Genomic DNA, 17,022 nt, shown 5'->3' on the forward strand with positions numbered 1-17,022 from the left:
AAATAAAACCGCGGCGTCCTTGCGCATCCGCCGGACACGCCAGGGCCCGTGGCGATGGCGATCAGGCGGCGGACTGCTTGGACAGGCCCACCTTCAGATCCGTTGCCGCGTATATGGGTTCGCCATCCGCCTTGAGCCAGCCGTCGGCGATGCCGAGCACGAGGCGGCCACGCATCACGCGCTTGAAGTCGACGCCATATTCGACCTTCTTGACCGATGGCGTCACCATGCCCTTGAACTTCACCTCGCCGGTCGACAGCGCCATGCCTTTGCCGGGTTCGCCGAGCCAGCCGAGATAGAAGCCGGTCAATTGCCACATGGCGTCGAGGCCGAGGCAACCCGGCATGATCGGATTGCCGATGAAATGGCAGGCGAAGAACCAAAGATCCGGCTTGATGTCGAACTCGGCACGGATGAAGCCCTTGTCGAAGGCGCCGCCGGTCTCGCTGATCTCGGTGATGCGGTCGAACATCAGCATCGGCGGGTAGGGCAGCTGGGCGTTTCCCGGTCCGAACAGCTCGCCGCGGGCGCAGGCAAGCAGTTCCTCGTAGTCGTAGCTGGACTTTTGACCCGCCATTAATTCCGTCCCCGTTCTCGTTCCGGGCGGCAGGGCGCCCATGTCGTTGGTTTCCTAACACACTCTGTTTGTGGCCGGAAACCGGCGTTTGCGCTTAACCCGTGCGCCTGCCTGGGTCAATGCGCGCTATTGATCGCATTTGGGCGACAGAATATATGTCGGGTGGTGTCCAGTTTTTGGCATTGACCTCTTTTTGCCATTCTGGACCGGTCTATGGGGCTTGCAAGCTTAGACGGGATAGATGGATTCGCGCTGCCGGAAGGAAAATGTCGCTGTGGACAAGCGGGTTCGCGAAGCCGGCCTGAGGCCGACGCGCCAGCGCATTGCGCTGGCCGACCTGCTTTTCGCCAAGGGCGACCGTCACCTTTCGGCCGAAGAATTGCATGAAGAGGCGATCGCCGCCGGTGTGCCGGTTTCGCTGGCCACCGTCTACAATGCCCTTCATCAATTCACCCAGGCCGGCATGCTGCGCATCCTCGCCGTCGAAGGGTCGAAGACGTATTTCGACACCAACACTTCCGATCACCACCACTTCTATGTCGAGGGCGAGAACCGGATCTTCGATATCGCCAGCGGCCCGGTGAGCGTCTCCAACCTGCCGCAGCCTCCGGAAGGCATGGAGATCGCCAACGTCGATATCGTGGTGAGGCTGCGCCCCAAGCGCCGCGACTGATCTGCCCGCGATGAGGCCTGTCGATCTGGCGATGCGGCTCGAAGACCATGATCGCGAAAAGTCGGAACCGGTTTGCTACGCTGACCTACGGTTTGGATCAGATCATGGTCCAGATCAGTTCTTGACCTTTTCTCCCGGGTAGGCGCCCCAGACCTGCGACTGGGCGACCCAGCCGGTATGGCCGTCGAAGGTCATCTCGCACCACTGACCGTCGCACTTCTTGATCGAGCCCATCACGCCTGGCTCGAGGATGGCGACAACGCCGGCGTCCTTGTCGGGATCGTCGAGCAGATTGATTCGGCCGCCCTTGCCGCGCTGCCAGGGGGCGACGATCGCGGTGCGGCGGCCCGAAAGCAGCGACTGGTTGATCCAGCCTTCGGAGCCGTCGGCGTCACGCACGCGGCGCCAGGTGTCGAATTCCTGGATGATTTCCATCGGCAGTCCGGGCTTCATATACATCCAGTCGACGGAATAGTTGGCGCCCGGACCGACGCGCGAGTTGACGCGTCCGGATTTCAGGCTGACGAAGCGCGGCAGCGGCAGGCCGCTCGGCCCTAGCGTCACGGTCTGCGCCGACGTGGCCGCGCCTTGCGCGGATGTCTGCGGCGCCCAAAGCAGAGTGCCGAGAACGGCTGCGCTGAAAGCCAGGCGGAGCGAGGCGAAACCAGACACGTTCATTCCTTTCGGCGCCGGTCCGTGGGAGGAGCGCCCCTTTTTCTTTGTCTTCGGCGGCACCGCTTGTTACAGGAGTGGGCTGATACCGCGACTGGCTTCAAGTTTCGCTTGTCTTGGTTAAAGAGGTCTCAACGAGATCGGTTTCGAGGAAGCTTCGGGGAAACAATGGCAGGTAAAAAACGGCCCCTCGTCGTCATCACGCGCAAGCTGCCCGATCCGGTGGAGACCCGCATGCGCGAACTGTTCGACGCGCGCCTCAACGTCGAGGACCGGCCGATGACCCAGCCTGAGCTGGTTGCGGCGGTCAAGGAAGCCGACGTGCTGGTCCCGACCATCACCGACCACATCGATGCCGCGCTGATCGCCCAGGCCGGCGAGAACCTCAAGCTGATTGCCAATTTCGGCAACGGCGTCGACAAGATTGACGTCTCGGCGGCTGCCAAGAAAGGCATCACCGTCACCAACACGCCGAACGTGCTCACCGAAGACACCGCCGACATGACCATGGCGCTGATGCTCGCCGTGCCGCGCAGGCTGGCCGAAGGCGCCAACGTGCTCACCGGCGAGAAGAAATGGGCCGGCTGGTCCCCGACCTGGATGCTCGGCCGCCGCATCTGGGGCAAGCGCCTGGGCATTGTCGGCATGGGCCGTATCGGCACGGCGGTCGCCAGGCGCGCCAAGGCGTTCGGCCTGTCCATCCACTACCACAACCGCCACCGCGTGCTGCCGGCGGTCGAGGACGAATTGGAAGCGACGTATTGGGAAAGCCTCGACCAGATGCTCGCCCGGATGGATATCATCTCGGTCAACTGCCCGTCGACGCCGGCGACCTTTCATCTGCTGTCGGCCCGGCGGCTGGCGCTGATGCAGCCGGCGGCCTACATCGTCAACACAGCGCGGGGCGACATCATCGACGAAGAGTCGATGATCAAACTCATCCAGGACGGCAAGATCGCCGGCGCCGGCCTCGACGTCTACGAGCACGAGCCGGCGCTGAACAGCAAGCTGTTGAAGCTCGCCCACAAGGGCAAGGTCGTTCTGTTGCCGCATATGGGCTCGGCGACGCTCGAAGGCCGCATCGACATGGGCGAGAAGGTGATCATCAACATTCGCGCCTTCTTCGACGGCCATCGCCCGCCGGACCGTGTGTTGCCGCTCAGGACCTGAAAAACCACGGGTTGTTCAAGCGGCGACGCTCACGGCGCCGTCGTCGTCGACTTTGACGGTGCTTCCGCGATAGGCGTCGAACACACCGCGTCCGAGCCGCACCGCCATAGGTGTTTCCCAGCCCATTTCGCGCGCGACGATCAGGCCGAGCAGAAGAATGGCGTCCGGCTCGTGCAGCACAAGGGCTGCCGGCCCGCGGCCGTTGTGGACCAGTTCCATCAGCACTGCCGAAGCCGACGACGAGCCGATGGTGCCCGGCAGGAACAGCACCCGGCCGGAAATCACCTCGCCATGCTGCGGGTGGCGGACATCGGCGATGCGGCCTGTCTGCGGGTCGACGCCGCCCCAGAAGCTGATCGGCGCCGTCAGCACCAGCGCTTCGCCTTTACCGGCCTTGCCCCGTACCAATATCTCCGTGGCGGCGCTCATGCGGCGAGGTCCGTGAAGCGCGGCTTGCCGGCGACCGCGCTTTCGACGCAATCGGCGAGCGAGGCATAGAGCACCGCATAGCCGGTGTTGCCCGGAGCGTAATGCGCGAACTTGCCCGAATTGGTCATAAGCACGCCGCCGGCAAGTTCCGGCATGATCGGCGTCACCACCACGCATGTGTCGGCAACGATGACGACCCCGCTCGCTTCGAGCCTCTTCCGCCGGCCGTCCTGCTCCAGGAAGGCAAGCACATGACGGCCGGTGCAGGCATAGATCGGCACGGCGAGCCGTCTTCCGGCAATCAGCCGCTCCAGCATCTCGAACTCGGCAAAGGACAGATGCGGGCTGCCAATGGCGACCGCATCGATGGTTTTCGGCACCGCCGCCGTCGACAGGCCGGCGCGAGCCTTCGCCGCCATCTGCGGCGTGACGTGGATCACCGCCTCCGGTTTCGGCTCGGCCAGAATGGTTTCGACGTTCGGCGCCTCTGGCGTGACACCTGCAATGTGGAACAGCCCGACCGCGCCGGAGGAGGCGGCAGCGGCGCCGAAGGCCTTTAGCGCGTCGTCGCCGGGATGATTGGCGATGCCGACGACGACGCCGATCGTATCCCCGACCTCGCGGCCATAGAGGCTGCCCAGCACCGGCCAGGCGATCTCGGAAGCGAGGAAGGAAGGCAATAGGCCCGAGACGTCGAACACCAGCCGCGCCCGGCGGTTCTCGGCCCGGTGCAGGCCATAATCCGGTGCGCGGCCGGTGATGGCGCAGGCGATGTCGAGGAAATCGCCGTAGCGGTTGGTGCGGGCGCCCAGCACCGAATTGCAGAACACCACCGCATTGGACTCGCCCCAGGCGACATCGCTGCCCTGTGCCGGCCTGTGCCCGGCCTGATAGGGCGCGCAGGTCCAGCTTTGTTCGCAGCCGAGCTTGCGATAGGCATCCATCATCCGCCGCGCCATGCCGCGCTGCGGCTCTTCCAGGCGGATGCGCGAGCAGCCCGTCAGGTCGAGCGCCCCGACATTGAGCGTCGAGCGCACGGCAACACTGGCGCCGCCTTCGACCAGCCGCTCGGCGAACAGCGTGCCGGAATCGCCATGATAGAGCGCGCCGTCGATATGCGCCGAACAGATCGGGATCAGCCCCGGCGCGCCGAGCAGGCGCGCGCTCTCGGCGACGATGCGCATCGCCATTCCCGCGCCGTCCTTACCGGCGGCGGTTGCCTGTTCCTCCGGGCTGAGCGCGAGGCTCAAGACAGCACCTTGCGCATGGTGATCGAGGTCGGCCTGTCGTAGCCCGCATGCGCGGTGCGCCCGGTCTCGCGAAAGCCGAGCCGGGCGAAGGCCGCGTGGTTCGCCGTAAGCTCGATACGCGTCTGCAGCTCGAGGGCCTGCTTGCCGCGCCGGTGGGCAAGATCGTCGACGGCCTGCATCAGCCGTCCGCCTATGCCTCGCCCCTGAAGGCCAGGCTCGACGGCAAGCTTGCCGACATAGAAATCGTCTGCCCTCTCCATCGCAAAGACGCAGCCGACGATCCGGCCGTTCTCCATGGCCAGGAACGGCGTTTCTTGCCCGGCCTTGCTCTTGAGGTTTTCGGGTGTGAGATGATGCGCCGAGGACGGCGGGTCGATGACGCCGTCCATATAGGCGAAGGCGCGCCGGATCAGCGCCAGCAATTCGTCCCACTGCGCAAAGTCCGGCGGAAGCTCGCTGACGAGGAGAGTGGCCGTCTGATCCATGCGCTCAGACTGCCTTGTAGCGGACGGTGTCGAAACGGGCGGTCAGCCCGTCGTAAAGCAGCAGCCGGCCGACCAGCGGCTCGCCGATGCCGGCGATCAGCTTAATCGCTTCCATTGCCTCCAGCGTGCCGATGACGCCCGTCAGCGCGCCGACGATGCCGGCAACGGCGCAGGATGGCACCAGCCCTTCGGGCGGCGCTTCCGGAAAAAGGTCGCGGTAGCCTGGATTGCGCTGGCCATTGGCCCCCGTTTCAAATGGCTTCAGCACCGTCACCGAGCCGTCGAAGCGGCCAACGGCGGCAGTGACCAGGGGCTTCTTTTCCTGCGCGCAGGCATCGGCCAGAGCATAGCGTGTCTCGAAATTGTCGGAGCCGTCGACCACGATATCGTATTGGGCGACGAGGGCAGGGGCATTTTGCTCGGTCAGTCTGAGGCGATGCAGTTCCGCCCTGACATTGGGGTTGATGCGCATGATCGCCGCCGAAGCGCTGTCGGTCTTCGCCATGCCGATCGTATCGCTGCCATGGATCACCTGCCGCTGCAGGTTGGACAAGGAGACATCATCGTCGTCGACGATGCCGAGCGTGCCGACGCCGGCCGCCGCGAGATATTCGAGCACAGGGGCCCCAAGCCCGCCGGCGCCGATCACCAGCACCCGCGCCCGCTTCAGCTTCTGCTGGCCGGGGCCGCCGATTTCGGGCAGCACGATGTGGCGGGCATAGCGCTCAAGCTCTTCGTCGGTGAGTGCAGCATTCGTCATGGCCGGACCATATAGCGGGCAGGAAACCTTGTCATGCACATGCAAGGCGAAGCCTTGTCACTGACATGCAAGGCGAAGCCTTGTCACTGACATGCAAGGCGAAGCCTTGTCATGCATATGCAAAGCGAAGCTTTGTCACTCACATGCAAGGCGAAGCCTTGTCCCGCAGGACAAATCGTCGTGCAAGGGGCTTTCAACTCTTCGACAGTTCAGCCGGTCGGGCCGACGCTGCCGTGATCGACCGTCAGGAATTGCGCCCGCCCGGCAAGGCTGGAAAACAGCGCCGCGTCGGTGCCGGTCATGAAGGCCTGGCAGTTGAGCTCTTCGAGGATGGAAAACAGCGCAGTGCGCCGGCCGCTGTCGAGATGCGCGGCGATCTCGTCGAGCAACAGGATCGGCGTCAGGCCCGACATCTCGCCGGTCAGCCGCGCATGCGACAGCACGATGCCGACAAGCAGCGCCTTCTGCTCGCCGGTCGAGCACAATTCGGCCGGCATCGACTTCGGCCGGTGGCGGACCGCGAGGTCGGAGCGGTGCGGACCGTCGAGCGTGCGGCCGGCGGCGCGGTCGCGCTCGCGGCCATTGGCGAGTATGGCGCGAAATCGCTCCTCGACGTCGACTGCCGGTGTGACCGCGATTTCGCTTTCCAATTCGCCGGCGAGGCTGATGTCGGCCTGCGGAAACGGGCCGCTGCCCGGCAGCTTGTCGATCATGGCCGCAAGCAGCCGCACCAGCTCGGCCCTGGCCGCCGCGATCGCCACCCCGGTTTCGGCCATCTGCATCTCGATCGCGTCGAACCAGCCGGTGTCGCGCGAGCCTTCCGTAAGCAAACGGTTACGGCCACGCATCGCCTTCTCGTAATCGAGCGCGCGCTGCCCGTGGCCGGGGTCGATCGCCAGCACCAGTCGGTCGAGGAAGCGGCGGCGGTCGGCGGCCGGCCCTGGAAACAGCCCGTCCATCGCCGGCGTCAGCCAGACGACCCGCAGCCATTCGAGCATATCCTCGGCCGATTTTGCCGGCGCGCCGTTGATGCGCACGCGCCTGCCGCCTTCCGCGGCACCATCGCCGCCGGCAATGCCGGTGCCGATTTCGACCTGACCTTCCGGTCCTTCGATGCGCGCATGCAAGGCAAAGCCGCCATCGCCGCCCTCGCGGGCGACGTCGGCGTAAGGCGCGCGGCGCAGCCCGCGCCCCGGCGTCAGCAGCGAAACGGCTTCGAGCAGATTGGTCTTGCCGGCGCCATTGTCGCCGGACAGCACGACAGCGCCGGGGCCGAGATCAAGCGAAAGTCCCGCATAGTTGCGAAAATTTGTAAGTGTAAGCTTACTTATATAGCTCTGCTGCCGAAGCTGTTTGGCGTCCGAGGTCACGGCGACATGTGAGGCCTGCTAGAGCAATTCCAGGAAAAGTGCATAGCGGTTTTCCGTCTGGAATTGCGTCAACAAAAGAGACAAAGCCTAGACCCGCATCGGCATCAGCACGTAGAGCGCGGTCTCGTCGGCCATGTCGTGGATCAGCGTCGGAGACCCGGCATCCGCCAGCATGAACTTGGCTTCCGAACCGGTGAGCTGGGCGGCGACGTCGAGCAGATATTTGGCGTTGAAGCCGATCTCGATCGGGTCGGACGAGTAGTCGGCCGCCAGCTCCTCGGTTGCGCTGCCGGAATCCGGATTGTTGACGGCGAGCGTGAGCTGGCCGTCATTGATCGACAGTTTCACGGCTCGGCCGCGCTCGGACGAAATGGTCGAGACGCGGTCGACGGCGGCGGCAAAGCTCTGGCGGTCGATAACCAGCTTCTTGTCATTGCCGGTCGGGATGACGCGCTGATAATCGGGGAAGGTGCCGTCGATCAGCTTCGAGGTCAGGATGACGCTGCCGATGGTGAAGCGGATCTTGGTATCCGACAGCTCCGTCGTCACCGCGATATCCGGGTCGTCGACCAGCTTCTGCAGCTCGCTCACCGTCTTGCGCGGGATGATGATGCCGGGCATGCCTTCCGAGCCTGCCGGCGCGTCGATCTCGGCGCGCGCCAGTCGGTGCCCGTCGGTCGCGACCGAGCGCAGCTTCAGCTTGCCGCCCGCCTCATGCGTGTGCAGGAAGATGCCGTTGAGATAGTAGCGCGTCTCTTCGGTCGAGATCGCGAACTGCGTCTTCTCGATCAGGCCCTTGAGCGCTACCGAATCGAGCCGGAAGATGTGCGAGAAGGAGCCGGCCGAAAGCTCCGGGAAATCGGACTGCGGCAAGCACTGCAGGCGGAAGCTGGAGCGCCCGGACGTGACGGTCATAGCGTTGCCATCCTCGTCGGTCTTCAGCATCACCTCGGCGCCGTCGGCCAGCTTGCGCACGATGTCGTAGAGCAGATGCGCCGGAACCGTCGTCGCGCCGCCGCGCTCGACCTTGGCCGGCGTGGCTTCGGTCACTTCAAGGTCGAGGTCGGTGGCCTTCATTTCCAGGCTGGCGCCCTCGGCGCTGAGCAGCACATTCGACAGGATCGGTATGGTGTTGCGCCGCTCCACCACGCGATGGACGTGGTTGAGGGACTTCAGGAGATTGGATCGTTCCAGGATAACACGCATGACGAAACAGGCTCGCTTCAATGAATGAGCGGGTCACCGGGCGGCGGCGCCCCGCAAAAGCTCCGAAAAGCTCAGAATCTATGTAAGCTGACAGTAAAAACCCTGCAAACGCAAGCCCGCGCCACCGGTTCCAGCCGGTTGCGCGGGCTTTCTGGGGATAAAGCGGGCGAAGCGCTCAGGCCTGCTCGTTGATCAGCCTTCTGAGCAGTTCGAGTTCCTGCGCCAGCGTGTTGTCGGCGCCGGAAAGATCCTCGATCTTGCGCACGGCGTGTAGGACCGTCGTGTGATCGCGGCCGCCGAAACGGCGTCCGATCTCCGGCAGCGAGCGCGGCGTCATCACCTTGGACAGATACATCGCTACCTGCCGCGGTTTGACGATGGTGCGCGTGCGGCGGTTTGAGAGCAGTTCCGTCTTCGAAACGTTATAGTGGCGCGCCACGATGCGCTGGATGTCCTCGATACGCACCCGCTTCGGCTCGCCCGAGCGGTAAATATGACCGAGGATCTCGTCGATGCGGTCGATAGTGATCTGCGGCTCGAAGGACTGGCGAAACAGAAGCTGGTTGAAGGCGCCTTCGAGCTCGCGCCCGCTGCCCGTCACCGTTCTGGCGACGTGATCGAGGATCTCATCCGAAATGTCGAGCGAGGTATCGTCGATCTTGGCAGTGGCAAGGCGCAGCTTCAGCATGCCGAGGCGCATGCCGAAATCCGGCGCCGACATTTCGAGCGCCACGCCGCCGTTGAGGCGCGAGCGCACCCGCGGCTCCAGCGACTCCAGTTCAGACGGCGGCCGGTCGGCGGCGACCACCACCTGCTTGGCGCTGTCGAGCAGCATGTTGATGAGATGGCAGAACTCGTGCTGGATCGACTTGCCCTGCAGGAACTGCATGTCGTCGATGATTAGCAGATCGATGTCGCGCAGCTGCTCCTTGAGCGTCAGCGCATTGTTGTCACGGATCGCGGTGGCGAAGCGCCACATGAAATATTCCGCCGTCAGGTAGACCACGCGCGATTTCGGATTGTGCCGCAGCGATTCCGCCGCGATCGCCTGCAACAGATGCGTCTTGCCCAGGCCGACGGTCGCATGGAGAAAGAGCGGGTTGAAGCGCACCGCGCTCGACTGCGATTCCGCCACCGCCTTGGCCGCCGCGAAAGCAACACGGTTCGAAGGGCCTTCGATGAACGAAGTGAAAGTGTAGCGCGGGTCGAGCGGCGACCCCAGCACATTGTGGCGGAACTCGGTCTCCACTGGCACGCCGTGGCGGGGCGCCGGCGTCCGTTCCACCCGACCGGCGCTCGCGGTGCCGGCGGCAAGCGCGGTCTGGGCCTGCTTGGTCATCTTGCGCGCCGGCGCGATCTCCGGCTCGACATTGTTGCGGCCCTGCCGCGTGGCGGTCCGCACGACGATCTCGATCTTGAGAAGGTCGGGATCCTCGTGCCTCCACAGTTCGGCGATAAGATCAAGGTAATGGCCGTTGATCCACGACCGCAGGAAGGCGGTCGGTACGGAGATGCGGACCATGCCGCGCGACGCCTCGGCAACCTTCATGCGGCCGAACCAGCTCGAATAGACCTCGGCTCCCAGACGCGCCTTCAATTGGGCCTTGACCCGCTCGAACTTCTGTTCAGCGTCGCTGGATGCCGCCATGTCGTCCCCTCCGACGATAGTTGCTGGGAATGGGAGTTCGCCCGCAATCTCCCCCTCGATGCCGCTCTGCATGATCAAGTTCCTTGTCTCTCGTACCCTTTTTCCGCCGGGAGTGCGCCTCCTGCACCCTGGGTCCGGCGACGTTTTTCGCTGCGCCTCTATCGCCGCCGCCGGCGATATCGTTGCAACGTTGCGCAAGGGACCTCTGCCGGCTCTCGCAAGCCGGCTTGATCATGCCAAGACAATACAACACCGCCCGGCGAAAATGCCGGCCCAACGTCGACTGCCATGTACAATTACGCCAGTCCCCTACCCGCACCGAAGAGACAAACCAAGCCGCACGCGGAATTGCTCCGCGTCATGAATTCCGCCATTTTTTGCTGGCCGATTCAGGCTGGGTTAAGGGCAGGTGCCCGTCCCTTCGATGGATGGACATTACCGAAATCGCTGTGGATAGGGCAAGGCCACGTCTAACGGATTTTTAACGAATCTGGTTACCGGAGACGTGTTCAAAGCAGGTGCCACTGCGGCCCATTTTCATAAAGCCATTGTGATTCAAACCCTTTTCCGTGGAATGTGAAAAAGGCCACACCTTCGGAAATTTTCTGAAATAATTCTCTTGACAGCTACTTGTCCCCCGCCGCTCCTCCGCGAGTTGAACAAGCTGTGGATGACCGTCTGTAAGATTTTGAAAAATATATGGATTTTGTGGCAGGCTCATCTATGGCCGTGCCCGCATCCAGCGGTCGTCGACATGAGCGATTATGTATATGCCGGCAAAACATTGGCTACTTTGAAATTCGGCCCAAGCGTCGTTGTCCGACCGTTCTTTTTAAGTACTTGCCGGCAAACGAAAAAACCCGGCCTGTGCGGCCGGGTTCAAGGATAACGGTTCTAAAGGGAAGTCGGTCAGGCCGACAGCACCTTGACCCGCTGGGCCAGCCGCGAAACCTTGCGGGAAGCCGTGTTCTTGTGGAGGACACCCTTGGTTGCGGCGCGCATCAATTCCGGCTCCGCGGCCTTGAACGCCTCCAGCGCAGCAGCCTTGTCGCCGGCGGCGAGCGCCTCTTCGACCTGGCGAACATAGGTGCGGACGCGGGACCGACGGTTCTTGTTGATCGCCGCCCGGCGGGCGATCTTGCGCGTTGCCTTTTTGGCCGAGGACGTATTGGCCATGATGCCTCTCTTCTGATCTGGTGGGCGCCAGCGGGTCGCAGGGCGCAAAAAACAAACGGGCAGCCACGGGCCGCCTCGGTTGGTGCGGCTTATAGTTCAGCTTTTCCGGCGCGTCAACGCCGCTTCGCGGTCTTTTTGGGCTTGAAGCCGCGCCTCGCTGAAACGGGTCTGCGCGCCTAAAGCCGTTGTCTTTGTGCATGCCCGGCTTCTTGCCAAAATCGCGGCACGCATTAGGCCGACAAGCCCTAGTGGTTGCTGAAATTCGGCTTCCGCTTCTCGACGAAGGCGGCCATACCCTCCTTCTGGTCATCGAGCGCAAACAGCGAGTGGAAAAGGCGGCGCTCGAAGCGCAGCCCCTCGGCAAGCGTCGTCTCGAAAGCGCGGTTGACGGCTTCCTTCGTCATCATCACCGACGGCAGGGAAAACTCGGCGATCTTCGCTGCCGCTTTCAGCGCCTCCTCGACCAGCTCGGCCGCCGGCACCACTCGCGACACCAGTCCGCAGCGCTCGGCCTCGGCAGCGTCCATCATCCGCCCGGTCAGGCACATGTCCATCGCCTTCGACTTGCCGACGAAGCGGGTCAATCGCTGCGATCCTCCCATGCCCGGCATGACGCCGAGCGTGATCTCGGGTTGGCCGAACTTTGCGTTGTCGGCTGCGATGATGAAATCGCACATCATGGCCAGCTCGCAGCCGCCGCCAAGCGCATAGCCGGCGACCGCGGCGATGATCGGCTTGCGCGCCCGGGTGAGCTCCTCCCACCCGACAAAGAAGTCTCCAGTATAGGCGTCGACAAAGGAGATCGCCTGCATTTCCTTGATGTCGGCGCCGGCCGCGAAGGCTTTTTCCGAACCCGTGAGCACCATTGCGCCGATGCCGGCATCGGCGCCGAACGTGTTCACCGCCGCCACGATCTCGGCCAGCACCTGCGAATTCAGGGCATTGAGCGCCTTCGGCCGGTTCAGCGTGATCAGCCCGACCTTGCCGCGTGTCTCCACGAGAATGGTTTCATAGGCCATGGCATCGTCTCCTCGCTTCGATTGAGGAGACCGGTCTAGCTCACCGCTGACAGGTCCGGCAATAGAAGGTCGATCGGCCGCTCTGCACGATGCGTTCGATATGGCCGCTGCAGCCCGGTTTCGGACATGGCTCGTCTTCGCGGTCATAGACCGCGAAGGAATGCTGGAAATAGCCAAGCGACCCGTCTGCCTGGACATAGTCGCGCAGCGAGGAACCGCCGGCGGCGATCGCGTCGGCGATGACCGAGCGGATGGCGGCGGCCAGGCGTTCGCATTGCTCTTTCGCTCTCTTGCCGGAGCCGGCTATGGTGCCGGCTTCGCGCAGCGGCGACAGGCCGGCGCGCCACAGCGCTTCCGACACATATATGTTGCCGAGCCCGGCGATCAGCCGCTGGTCGAGCAACGCGGCCTTGAGCGGCGATCTGCGGCCTTCGAGCAGCGAGGCGAGCAGGGGACCGTCGAGCGCGTTGCCGGTCGGCTCGATGCCCAGCCCAGCCAGCATTGGATGCGTGTCCGGCGCGCCTTCGGCAAACAGCATGAAGCCGAAACGGCGCGGATCGTTGAAGATGACGCGGGACCGCTCGCCCTTCGGGGAGTCGACATCGAATACGACGTGGTCATGCGCCTCGCTCTTCGAGCGCTCGTGATGGAAGCTGCCGGGAATGCGGCCGTTGCCAGCGGTTTCGACGCGGAACGATCCCGACATGCCGAGATGGCAGATCAGCACCGGACCGTTTTCGATGTGCATCGTCAGATATTTGGCGCGCCTGCCAAGCGCCGTCACGGTCTTGCCGGCAAGCCGCTCCGAGAACCGTTCGGGAAAGGGAAAGCGAAGGTCTGGCCGTCGCGCCTCGACATTGACGAGCCGCGCCCCTTCCAGGACCGGCTGCAGCCCCCGCCGCACCGTTTCGACTTCAGGCAGTTCCGGCATGGCCGCCTATCGTCGCGAGGAAAGCGGTGCCGTGGCGGCCACGCGCAAGCCCGAGATGATCCGCGATGGTTTCGCCGATATCGGCGAAGGTCGGCCTGAGCCCGATGTCGCCGCCCTTCAGTCCCGGCCCTATCCCGATCACCGGAACGCGTTCGCGGGTATGATCGGTGCCGCGCCAGGTCGGATCGTTGCCGTGGTCGGCGGTGAGGATGAGAAGGTCACCCGACTTGATGCGCGACAGCGCTTCCGGCAGCCGGCGATCGAAGGCCTCGAGCGCTCCGGCATAGCCGGCGACATCGCGCCGATGGCCGAACTCGGTATCGAAATCGACGAAATTGGCAAAGACTAGATCGCCTTCGCCGGCGTCGTCCATGGCGGAGAGCGCCTTGTCGAACATCGCCATGTTGCCGCCCGCCTTGCGCACCTCCGCGATGCCGCGATGGGCGAAGATGTCGCCGATCTTGCCGACGGCGATGACGTTGCTGCCGCGCTCCGTCAGCCGGTCGAGCAAGGTCGGCTCCGGCGGCGGCACGGCATAGTCGCGGCGGTTGTGGGTGCGCTGGAAGGTGGCGCTTGTCTCGCCGACAAAGGGCCGCGCGATCACCCGCCCGATGTTGAGCGGATCGACCAGCCGGCGCACCGTCAGGCAAAGCTCGTAGAGCCGCTCCAGGCCGAAATGCGTCTCGTGCGCGGCGATTTGCAATACGGAGTCGACCGATGTGTAACAGATGGGCTTGCCGGTCCGGATGTGTTCCTCGCCGAAGCGCTCGATGATCTCGGTTCCTGGCGCATGGCAATCGCCGAGGATGCCCGGCACCTTGCCTTCGCGGATGATCGCGCCGGTCAGCTCGGCCGGGAAGGCGGGCACAGTGTCGGGAAAATAACCCCAGTCGAAACGCACGGGCAGGCCGGCAATCTCCCAATGGCCCGACGGCGTGTCCTTGCCGCTCGAGACCTCCTGGGCAGCGCCATGGAACGACGCGGCAAGCAGCGGCGCGTCGAGGTCGACCGTCAGCCCGGTTGCCGTCTTGGCCGCGCGGGCAAGCCCGAGCGAGATCATGTTGGGGACGGCGAGCGGTCCGCTGCGCAGGCCTTCACGATCCGCGCGGCCCTCGGCGCAAGCTTGTGCGATGTGTCCGAATGTGTCGGCGCCGGCATCGCCGTAGCGTTCGGCATCGGCCGCTCCGCCGATGCCGAAAGAATCGAGAACGAATAGGAAAGCCCGCGCCATAGGGGTGCCATCGTGCCAGTCTAACCAGCCAGACATAGAGTTCCGCAGCGGCGTTGGCAAATCGGATACCAGACCGCAACGGCTTGGTGCAAAGTGGTGCGGATCGAGGGAATGCGGCAAGGATGGGCATGGGCGCAAGATCGGCGGCAAGCCAGGCATTGAGGACCTGCGCGGCGGCTCTCGCGGTGCTCTTCGCTGCCCCGCCGGCGCATGCCGACTGGCGCGCCGACATCGGCACGTTTCGCATAGGAATCGTCGCCGAGCCCGGAGGAGGCAACACGGTACCTGGTCTGGCCCGCTTGACGGATGCCTATACGAACGCTCTCGGCATGAAGGTCGAGTTCGTCGTTGCTCGCGACTATGCGGCGTTGATCGAGGCTCAGGCGAGCGGCCGCATACAGTACGCGGTCTATTCGGCGCTCGCCTATGCTACGGCTTCGGAGCGCTGCGGCTGTGTCGAGCCGCTGGTGGCGCCGGTCGATGCCGATGGAGCCGCCGGCGTCCGTTCCGTGCTGGTGACGCGCGACGGCAAAGTGCCGGGCCTCACAGCGATCGCCTCGCATCGGATCGCCATCGCGCCCGCCGACAATGTCGCCGGTTCTCTCCTGCCGCTGACCGGACTGGCCGGCGAAGGCGTGCCGATCGCGCAGGATTCACCTTTCCTGGCGCGCGCCCCGTCGGCCACCGCGGCCGAGGCGATGCTCGGCGACGGCGAAGCCGACGGCCTGTTCGGCTGGGAGCCTGTCGGCGCCGACGGCCAGCCTACCGACACGGGCGGCACCATCCTGCGGCTTGCGGCCGCCGGCGTCCCGAAGACGTCGCTTCGGGTGCTGTGGAGCTCGGCTCCGCTGCGATATGGGCCTCATGCGGTGCGCAGCGATCTCGACGCCGAAGCCAAGCGACGGCTGGCCGTGTTTCTGACCAATCTCAAGTCGCTGACCCCGGATGTCTACGATCTTCTGGAGCCGACGCACTCCGGCGGCTTCGAACTGGCCGTATCAAAGGACTACGCAACGGCCCTGGCCATCGTGCGGCGGGAAACTCGCGGGGATTAGTCCGTCAGCAGTCGGTGCAAGGAACCGTAGGACCGCGGCGCGGCCTCAGATAGTACGTTTCGCCCATCGATATGTTGTTGAAGGCCGAGGTCAATCCAAGCGTCGACGAACTGTCGGCTGACCAGGTGATGATCGGCTTATAGCCGAGGTCGCTTTCCACCCGGACAAGGAAGGTGTTGCGGATATTCAGCGTTGGCGGAACGGTGGTGGGACTGGTCTTCGCCGCGTCGGCGCTATAGGTGGTGCCCACGAGCTTGCGCGACCAGGCCACCGTCGCCTTGGGCGATGCCTCGTCGGAGATCTGGATCCCGGTGATGATGATCGTCGGCGTAGAGCGATTGTAGGGCTGCAGCGTCGAGGTACCGATCTTCATGATCGCGTCGAGATCGGCCTTCGTGACGCTAGTCTGCTGCGTGACGAGATCCGCCACCATGCTGCCGATGCGGCTGACCTTCTTGCTGGTCTCGATGGCCTGCGAGGCTTCCATCGTGATGAAGTACATGATGAGCAGCACCGGCACGATGAAAGCGAACTCGATTGCCGCGACGCCGCGGCGATCGCGGCAAAACCGTGCCGCCTTGGCCACGAAAGCCGAAATTCGTCGCTGTGCCCCCGCACGGTACATATCCTGCCCCCACACCGCCTCAAGTCTCGGCCGGCCGCAATCTTGAAGCATGTCTCCCGAAGTGGACCCGGTTTCGGGAGACATGCCGACAATCAAAAAGCTGAAGCAGGTCGCGTCACGCGACCTGCCTTAGTCGTCGAATGGTTCGTTCTGCCAGGTCACCGATGCGAAGTGCAGCGTCTTGCCGCCATTCAGATTGGCCATTTGTTTGGCCAGGAAATCGGTGATCACCGGCCATTTGTAGAAAACCCGCAGCATGTTCTTCGATTCCGCCAGCCCCGGCGACACCGTGAAAGTCGTCGAGCTCGTGCCTGTCAGCACGATTTCGCCGTTCTGGATTTTGAAGCCCGCCGCCGCGGCGTCGGCGAAGGTCGGATATTCGCGCAGGTCCACCAGAAGTGAAGCATCTGACCCCGACCCGGGGCAGTTCGTGGCGACCATGATCTCCAGCCTGTCGCAGATCAGCGTCTTGATCGAGGCGTCGGTGACGTTGGCCTTCTTGAGCTGGCCGGTTCGCAACTGGCGCGCGATATCGTCGGTGGCGTTGGCCATCACTTCCTGGCCGGCGAACGAGATGCAGCTCTCCAGGATGGCGAAAACGAGCAAGGCGAACGGCATGGCCAGCATTGCGAATTCCAATGCCGTGCTGCCGCGCCTGTCGCTGAAGAAACCGGGGCGTGGCTTTGCCTCGGCCTTGCCGTCCATGCCACCCTTGGGCGCCCTGCTCATGTTCCGTTCCTGCCGA

18 protein-coding genes are annotated in these 17,022 nt (G+C 64.1%); 3 read left to right on the forward strand and 15 right to left on the reverse strand.

Annotated features, from left to right (window positions below; translation table 11 throughout):
- Positions 1-61 precede the first annotated feature (61 nt).
- On the reverse strand, positions 62-577 hold the full coding sequence (gene fabA, locus P9254_RS19915) for a 3-hydroxyacyl-[acyl-carrier-protein] dehydratase FabA (RefSeq protein WP_027165888.1): 516 nt from the start codon (positions 575-577) through the stop codon (positions 62-64).
- A gap of 241 nt (positions 578-818) precedes the next feature.
- On the opposite strand from fabA, the gene irrA reads away from it, so the two are divergent.
- Positions 819-1,250 carry an iron response transcriptional regulator IrrA gene (gene irrA, locus P9254_RS19920; protein ID WP_278057286.1) on the forward strand — a complete coding sequence of 144 codons (432 nt, stop codon included), beginning with the start codon at positions 819-821 and terminating at the stop codon, positions 1,248-1,250.
- Between the two features lie 114 nt (positions 1,251-1,364).
- Here irrA and P9254_RS19925 read toward each other — a convergent pair whose 3' ends face one another.
- Positions 1,365-1,922, reverse strand: a complete 558-nt coding sequence (locus P9254_RS19925; protein ID WP_278057287.1) for an SH3 domain-containing protein — start codon at positions 1,920-1,922, stop codon at positions 1,365-1,367.
- Positions 1,923-2,090: 168 nt separating this feature from the next.
- On the opposite strand from P9254_RS19925, the gene P9254_RS19930 reads away from it, so the two are divergent.
- Positions 2,091-3,092, forward strand: coding sequence for a 2-hydroxyacid dehydrogenase (locus P9254_RS19930; RefSeq protein ID WP_066996380.1), 1,002 nt, complete (start codon positions 2,091-2,093; stop codon positions 3,090-3,092).
- 15 nt (positions 3,093-3,107) lie between these two features.
- Here P9254_RS19930 and P9254_RS19935 read toward each other — a convergent pair whose 3' ends face one another.
- The 11 genes from P9254_RS19935 to P9254_RS19985 all read right to left on the reverse strand — a co-directional run bounded on the left by P9254_RS19935 (position 3,108) and on the right by P9254_RS19985 (position 14,597).
- Positions 3,108-3,521, reverse strand: a complete 414-nt coding sequence (locus tag P9254_RS19935; RefSeq protein WP_067324544.1) for an aconitase X swivel domain-containing protein — start codon at positions 3,519-3,521, stop codon at positions 3,108-3,110.
- The gene (locus P9254_RS19940) at positions 3,518-4,771 is read right to left on the reverse strand and encodes an aconitase X (RefSeq protein WP_082953864.1); all 1,254 of its coding nucleotides are present in this window, start codon (positions 4,769-4,771) and stop codon (positions 3,518-3,520) included. The genes P9254_RS19935 and P9254_RS19940 overlap by 4 nt, the downstream gene beginning before the upstream one ends.
- Entirely contained in the window at positions 4,768-5,256 is a 489-nt protein-coding gene (locus P9254_RS19945) for a GNAT family N-acetyltransferase (protein WP_095824219.1), read from the reverse strand. The genes P9254_RS19940 and P9254_RS19945 overlap by 4 nt, the downstream gene beginning before the upstream one ends.
- A gap of 4 nt (positions 5,257-5,260) precedes the next feature.
- Positions 5,261-6,016, reverse strand: a complete 756-nt coding sequence (locus tag P9254_RS19950) for a molybdopterin-synthase adenylyltransferase MoeB (protein WP_127247642.1) — start codon at positions 6,014-6,016, stop codon at positions 5,261-5,263.
- A 209-nt stretch (positions 6,017-6,225) separates the two neighbouring features.
- Positions 6,226-7,386 (reverse strand): DNA replication/repair protein RecF, encoded by a 1,161-nt coding sequence (gene recF / locus P9254_RS19955; RefSeq protein ID WP_095824218.1) that lies wholly within the window; start codon positions 7,384-7,386, stop codon positions 6,226-6,228.
- Between the two features lie 87 nt (positions 7,387-7,473).
- Positions 7,474-8,592, reverse strand: coding sequence for a DNA polymerase III subunit beta (gene dnaN / locus P9254_RS19960; protein WP_067324552.1), 1,119 nt, complete (start codon positions 8,590-8,592; stop codon positions 7,474-7,476).
- A 175-nt stretch (positions 8,593-8,767) separates the two neighbouring features.
- Positions 8,768-10,240 carry a chromosomal replication initiator protein DnaA gene (gene dnaA / locus P9254_RS19965; protein ID WP_278057288.1) on the reverse strand — a complete coding sequence of 491 codons (1,473 nt, stop codon included), beginning with the start codon at positions 10,238-10,240 and terminating at the stop codon, positions 8,768-8,770.
- 909 nt (positions 10,241-11,149) lie between these two features.
- Entirely contained in the window at positions 11,150-11,416 is a 267-nt protein-coding gene (gene rpsT / locus P9254_RS19970; RefSeq protein WP_066996401.1) for a 30S ribosomal protein S20, read from the reverse strand.
- Positions 11,417-11,661: 245 nt separating this feature from the next.
- Complete coding sequence (locus P9254_RS19975; RefSeq protein WP_095824215.1) at positions 11,662-12,435, reverse strand: enoyl-CoA hydratase; 774 nt, start codon at positions 12,433-12,435, stop codon at positions 11,662-11,664.
- Positions 12,436-12,475: 40 nt separating this feature from the next.
- Complete coding sequence (gene mutM / locus P9254_RS19980; RefSeq protein ID WP_095782898.1) at positions 12,476-13,366, reverse strand: bifunctional DNA-formamidopyrimidine glycosylase/DNA-(apurinic or apyrimidinic site) lyase; 891 nt, start codon at positions 13,364-13,366, stop codon at positions 12,476-12,478.
- On the reverse strand, positions 13,350-14,597 hold the full coding sequence (locus P9254_RS19985; RefSeq protein ID WP_278057289.1) for a phosphopentomutase: 1,248 nt from the start codon (positions 14,595-14,597) through the stop codon (positions 13,350-13,352). Before P9254_RS19985 ends, mutM begins: the two co-directional genes overlap by 17 nt.
- A gap of 128 nt (positions 14,598-14,725) precedes the next feature.
- Here P9254_RS19985 and P9254_RS19990 point away from each other — a divergent pair, with 128 nt between their 5' ends.
- On the forward strand, positions 14,726-15,652 hold the full coding sequence (locus tag P9254_RS19990; protein ID WP_095824399.1) for a phosphate/phosphite/phosphonate ABC transporter substrate-binding protein: 927 nt from the start codon (positions 14,726-14,728) through the stop codon (positions 15,650-15,652).
- A 4-nt stretch (positions 15,653-15,656) separates the two neighbouring features.
- Here the strand turns inward: P9254_RS19990 and P9254_RS19995 are convergent, their stop codons facing one another.
- Both P9254_RS19995 and P9254_RS20000 read right to left on the reverse strand, forming a co-directional pair.
- The gene (locus tag P9254_RS19995; protein ID WP_095832747.1) at positions 15,657-16,277 is read right to left on the reverse strand and encodes a TadE/TadG family type IV pilus assembly protein; all 621 of its coding nucleotides are present in this window, start codon (positions 16,275-16,277) and stop codon (positions 15,657-15,659) included.
- 129 nt (positions 16,278-16,406) lie between these two features.
- Positions 16,407-17,006 (reverse strand): TadE/TadG family type IV pilus assembly protein, encoded by a 600-nt coding sequence (locus tag P9254_RS20000; RefSeq protein ID WP_095832746.1) that lies wholly within the window; start codon positions 17,004-17,006, stop codon positions 16,407-16,409.
- Between the last annotated feature and the right edge of the window lie 16 nt (positions 17,007-17,022).

The sequence above is a fragment of the Mesorhizobium sp. WSM4983 genome (assembly GCF_029625765.1).
GTDB lineage: Bacteria > Pseudomonadota > Alphaproteobacteria > Rhizobiales > Rhizobiaceae > Mesorhizobium.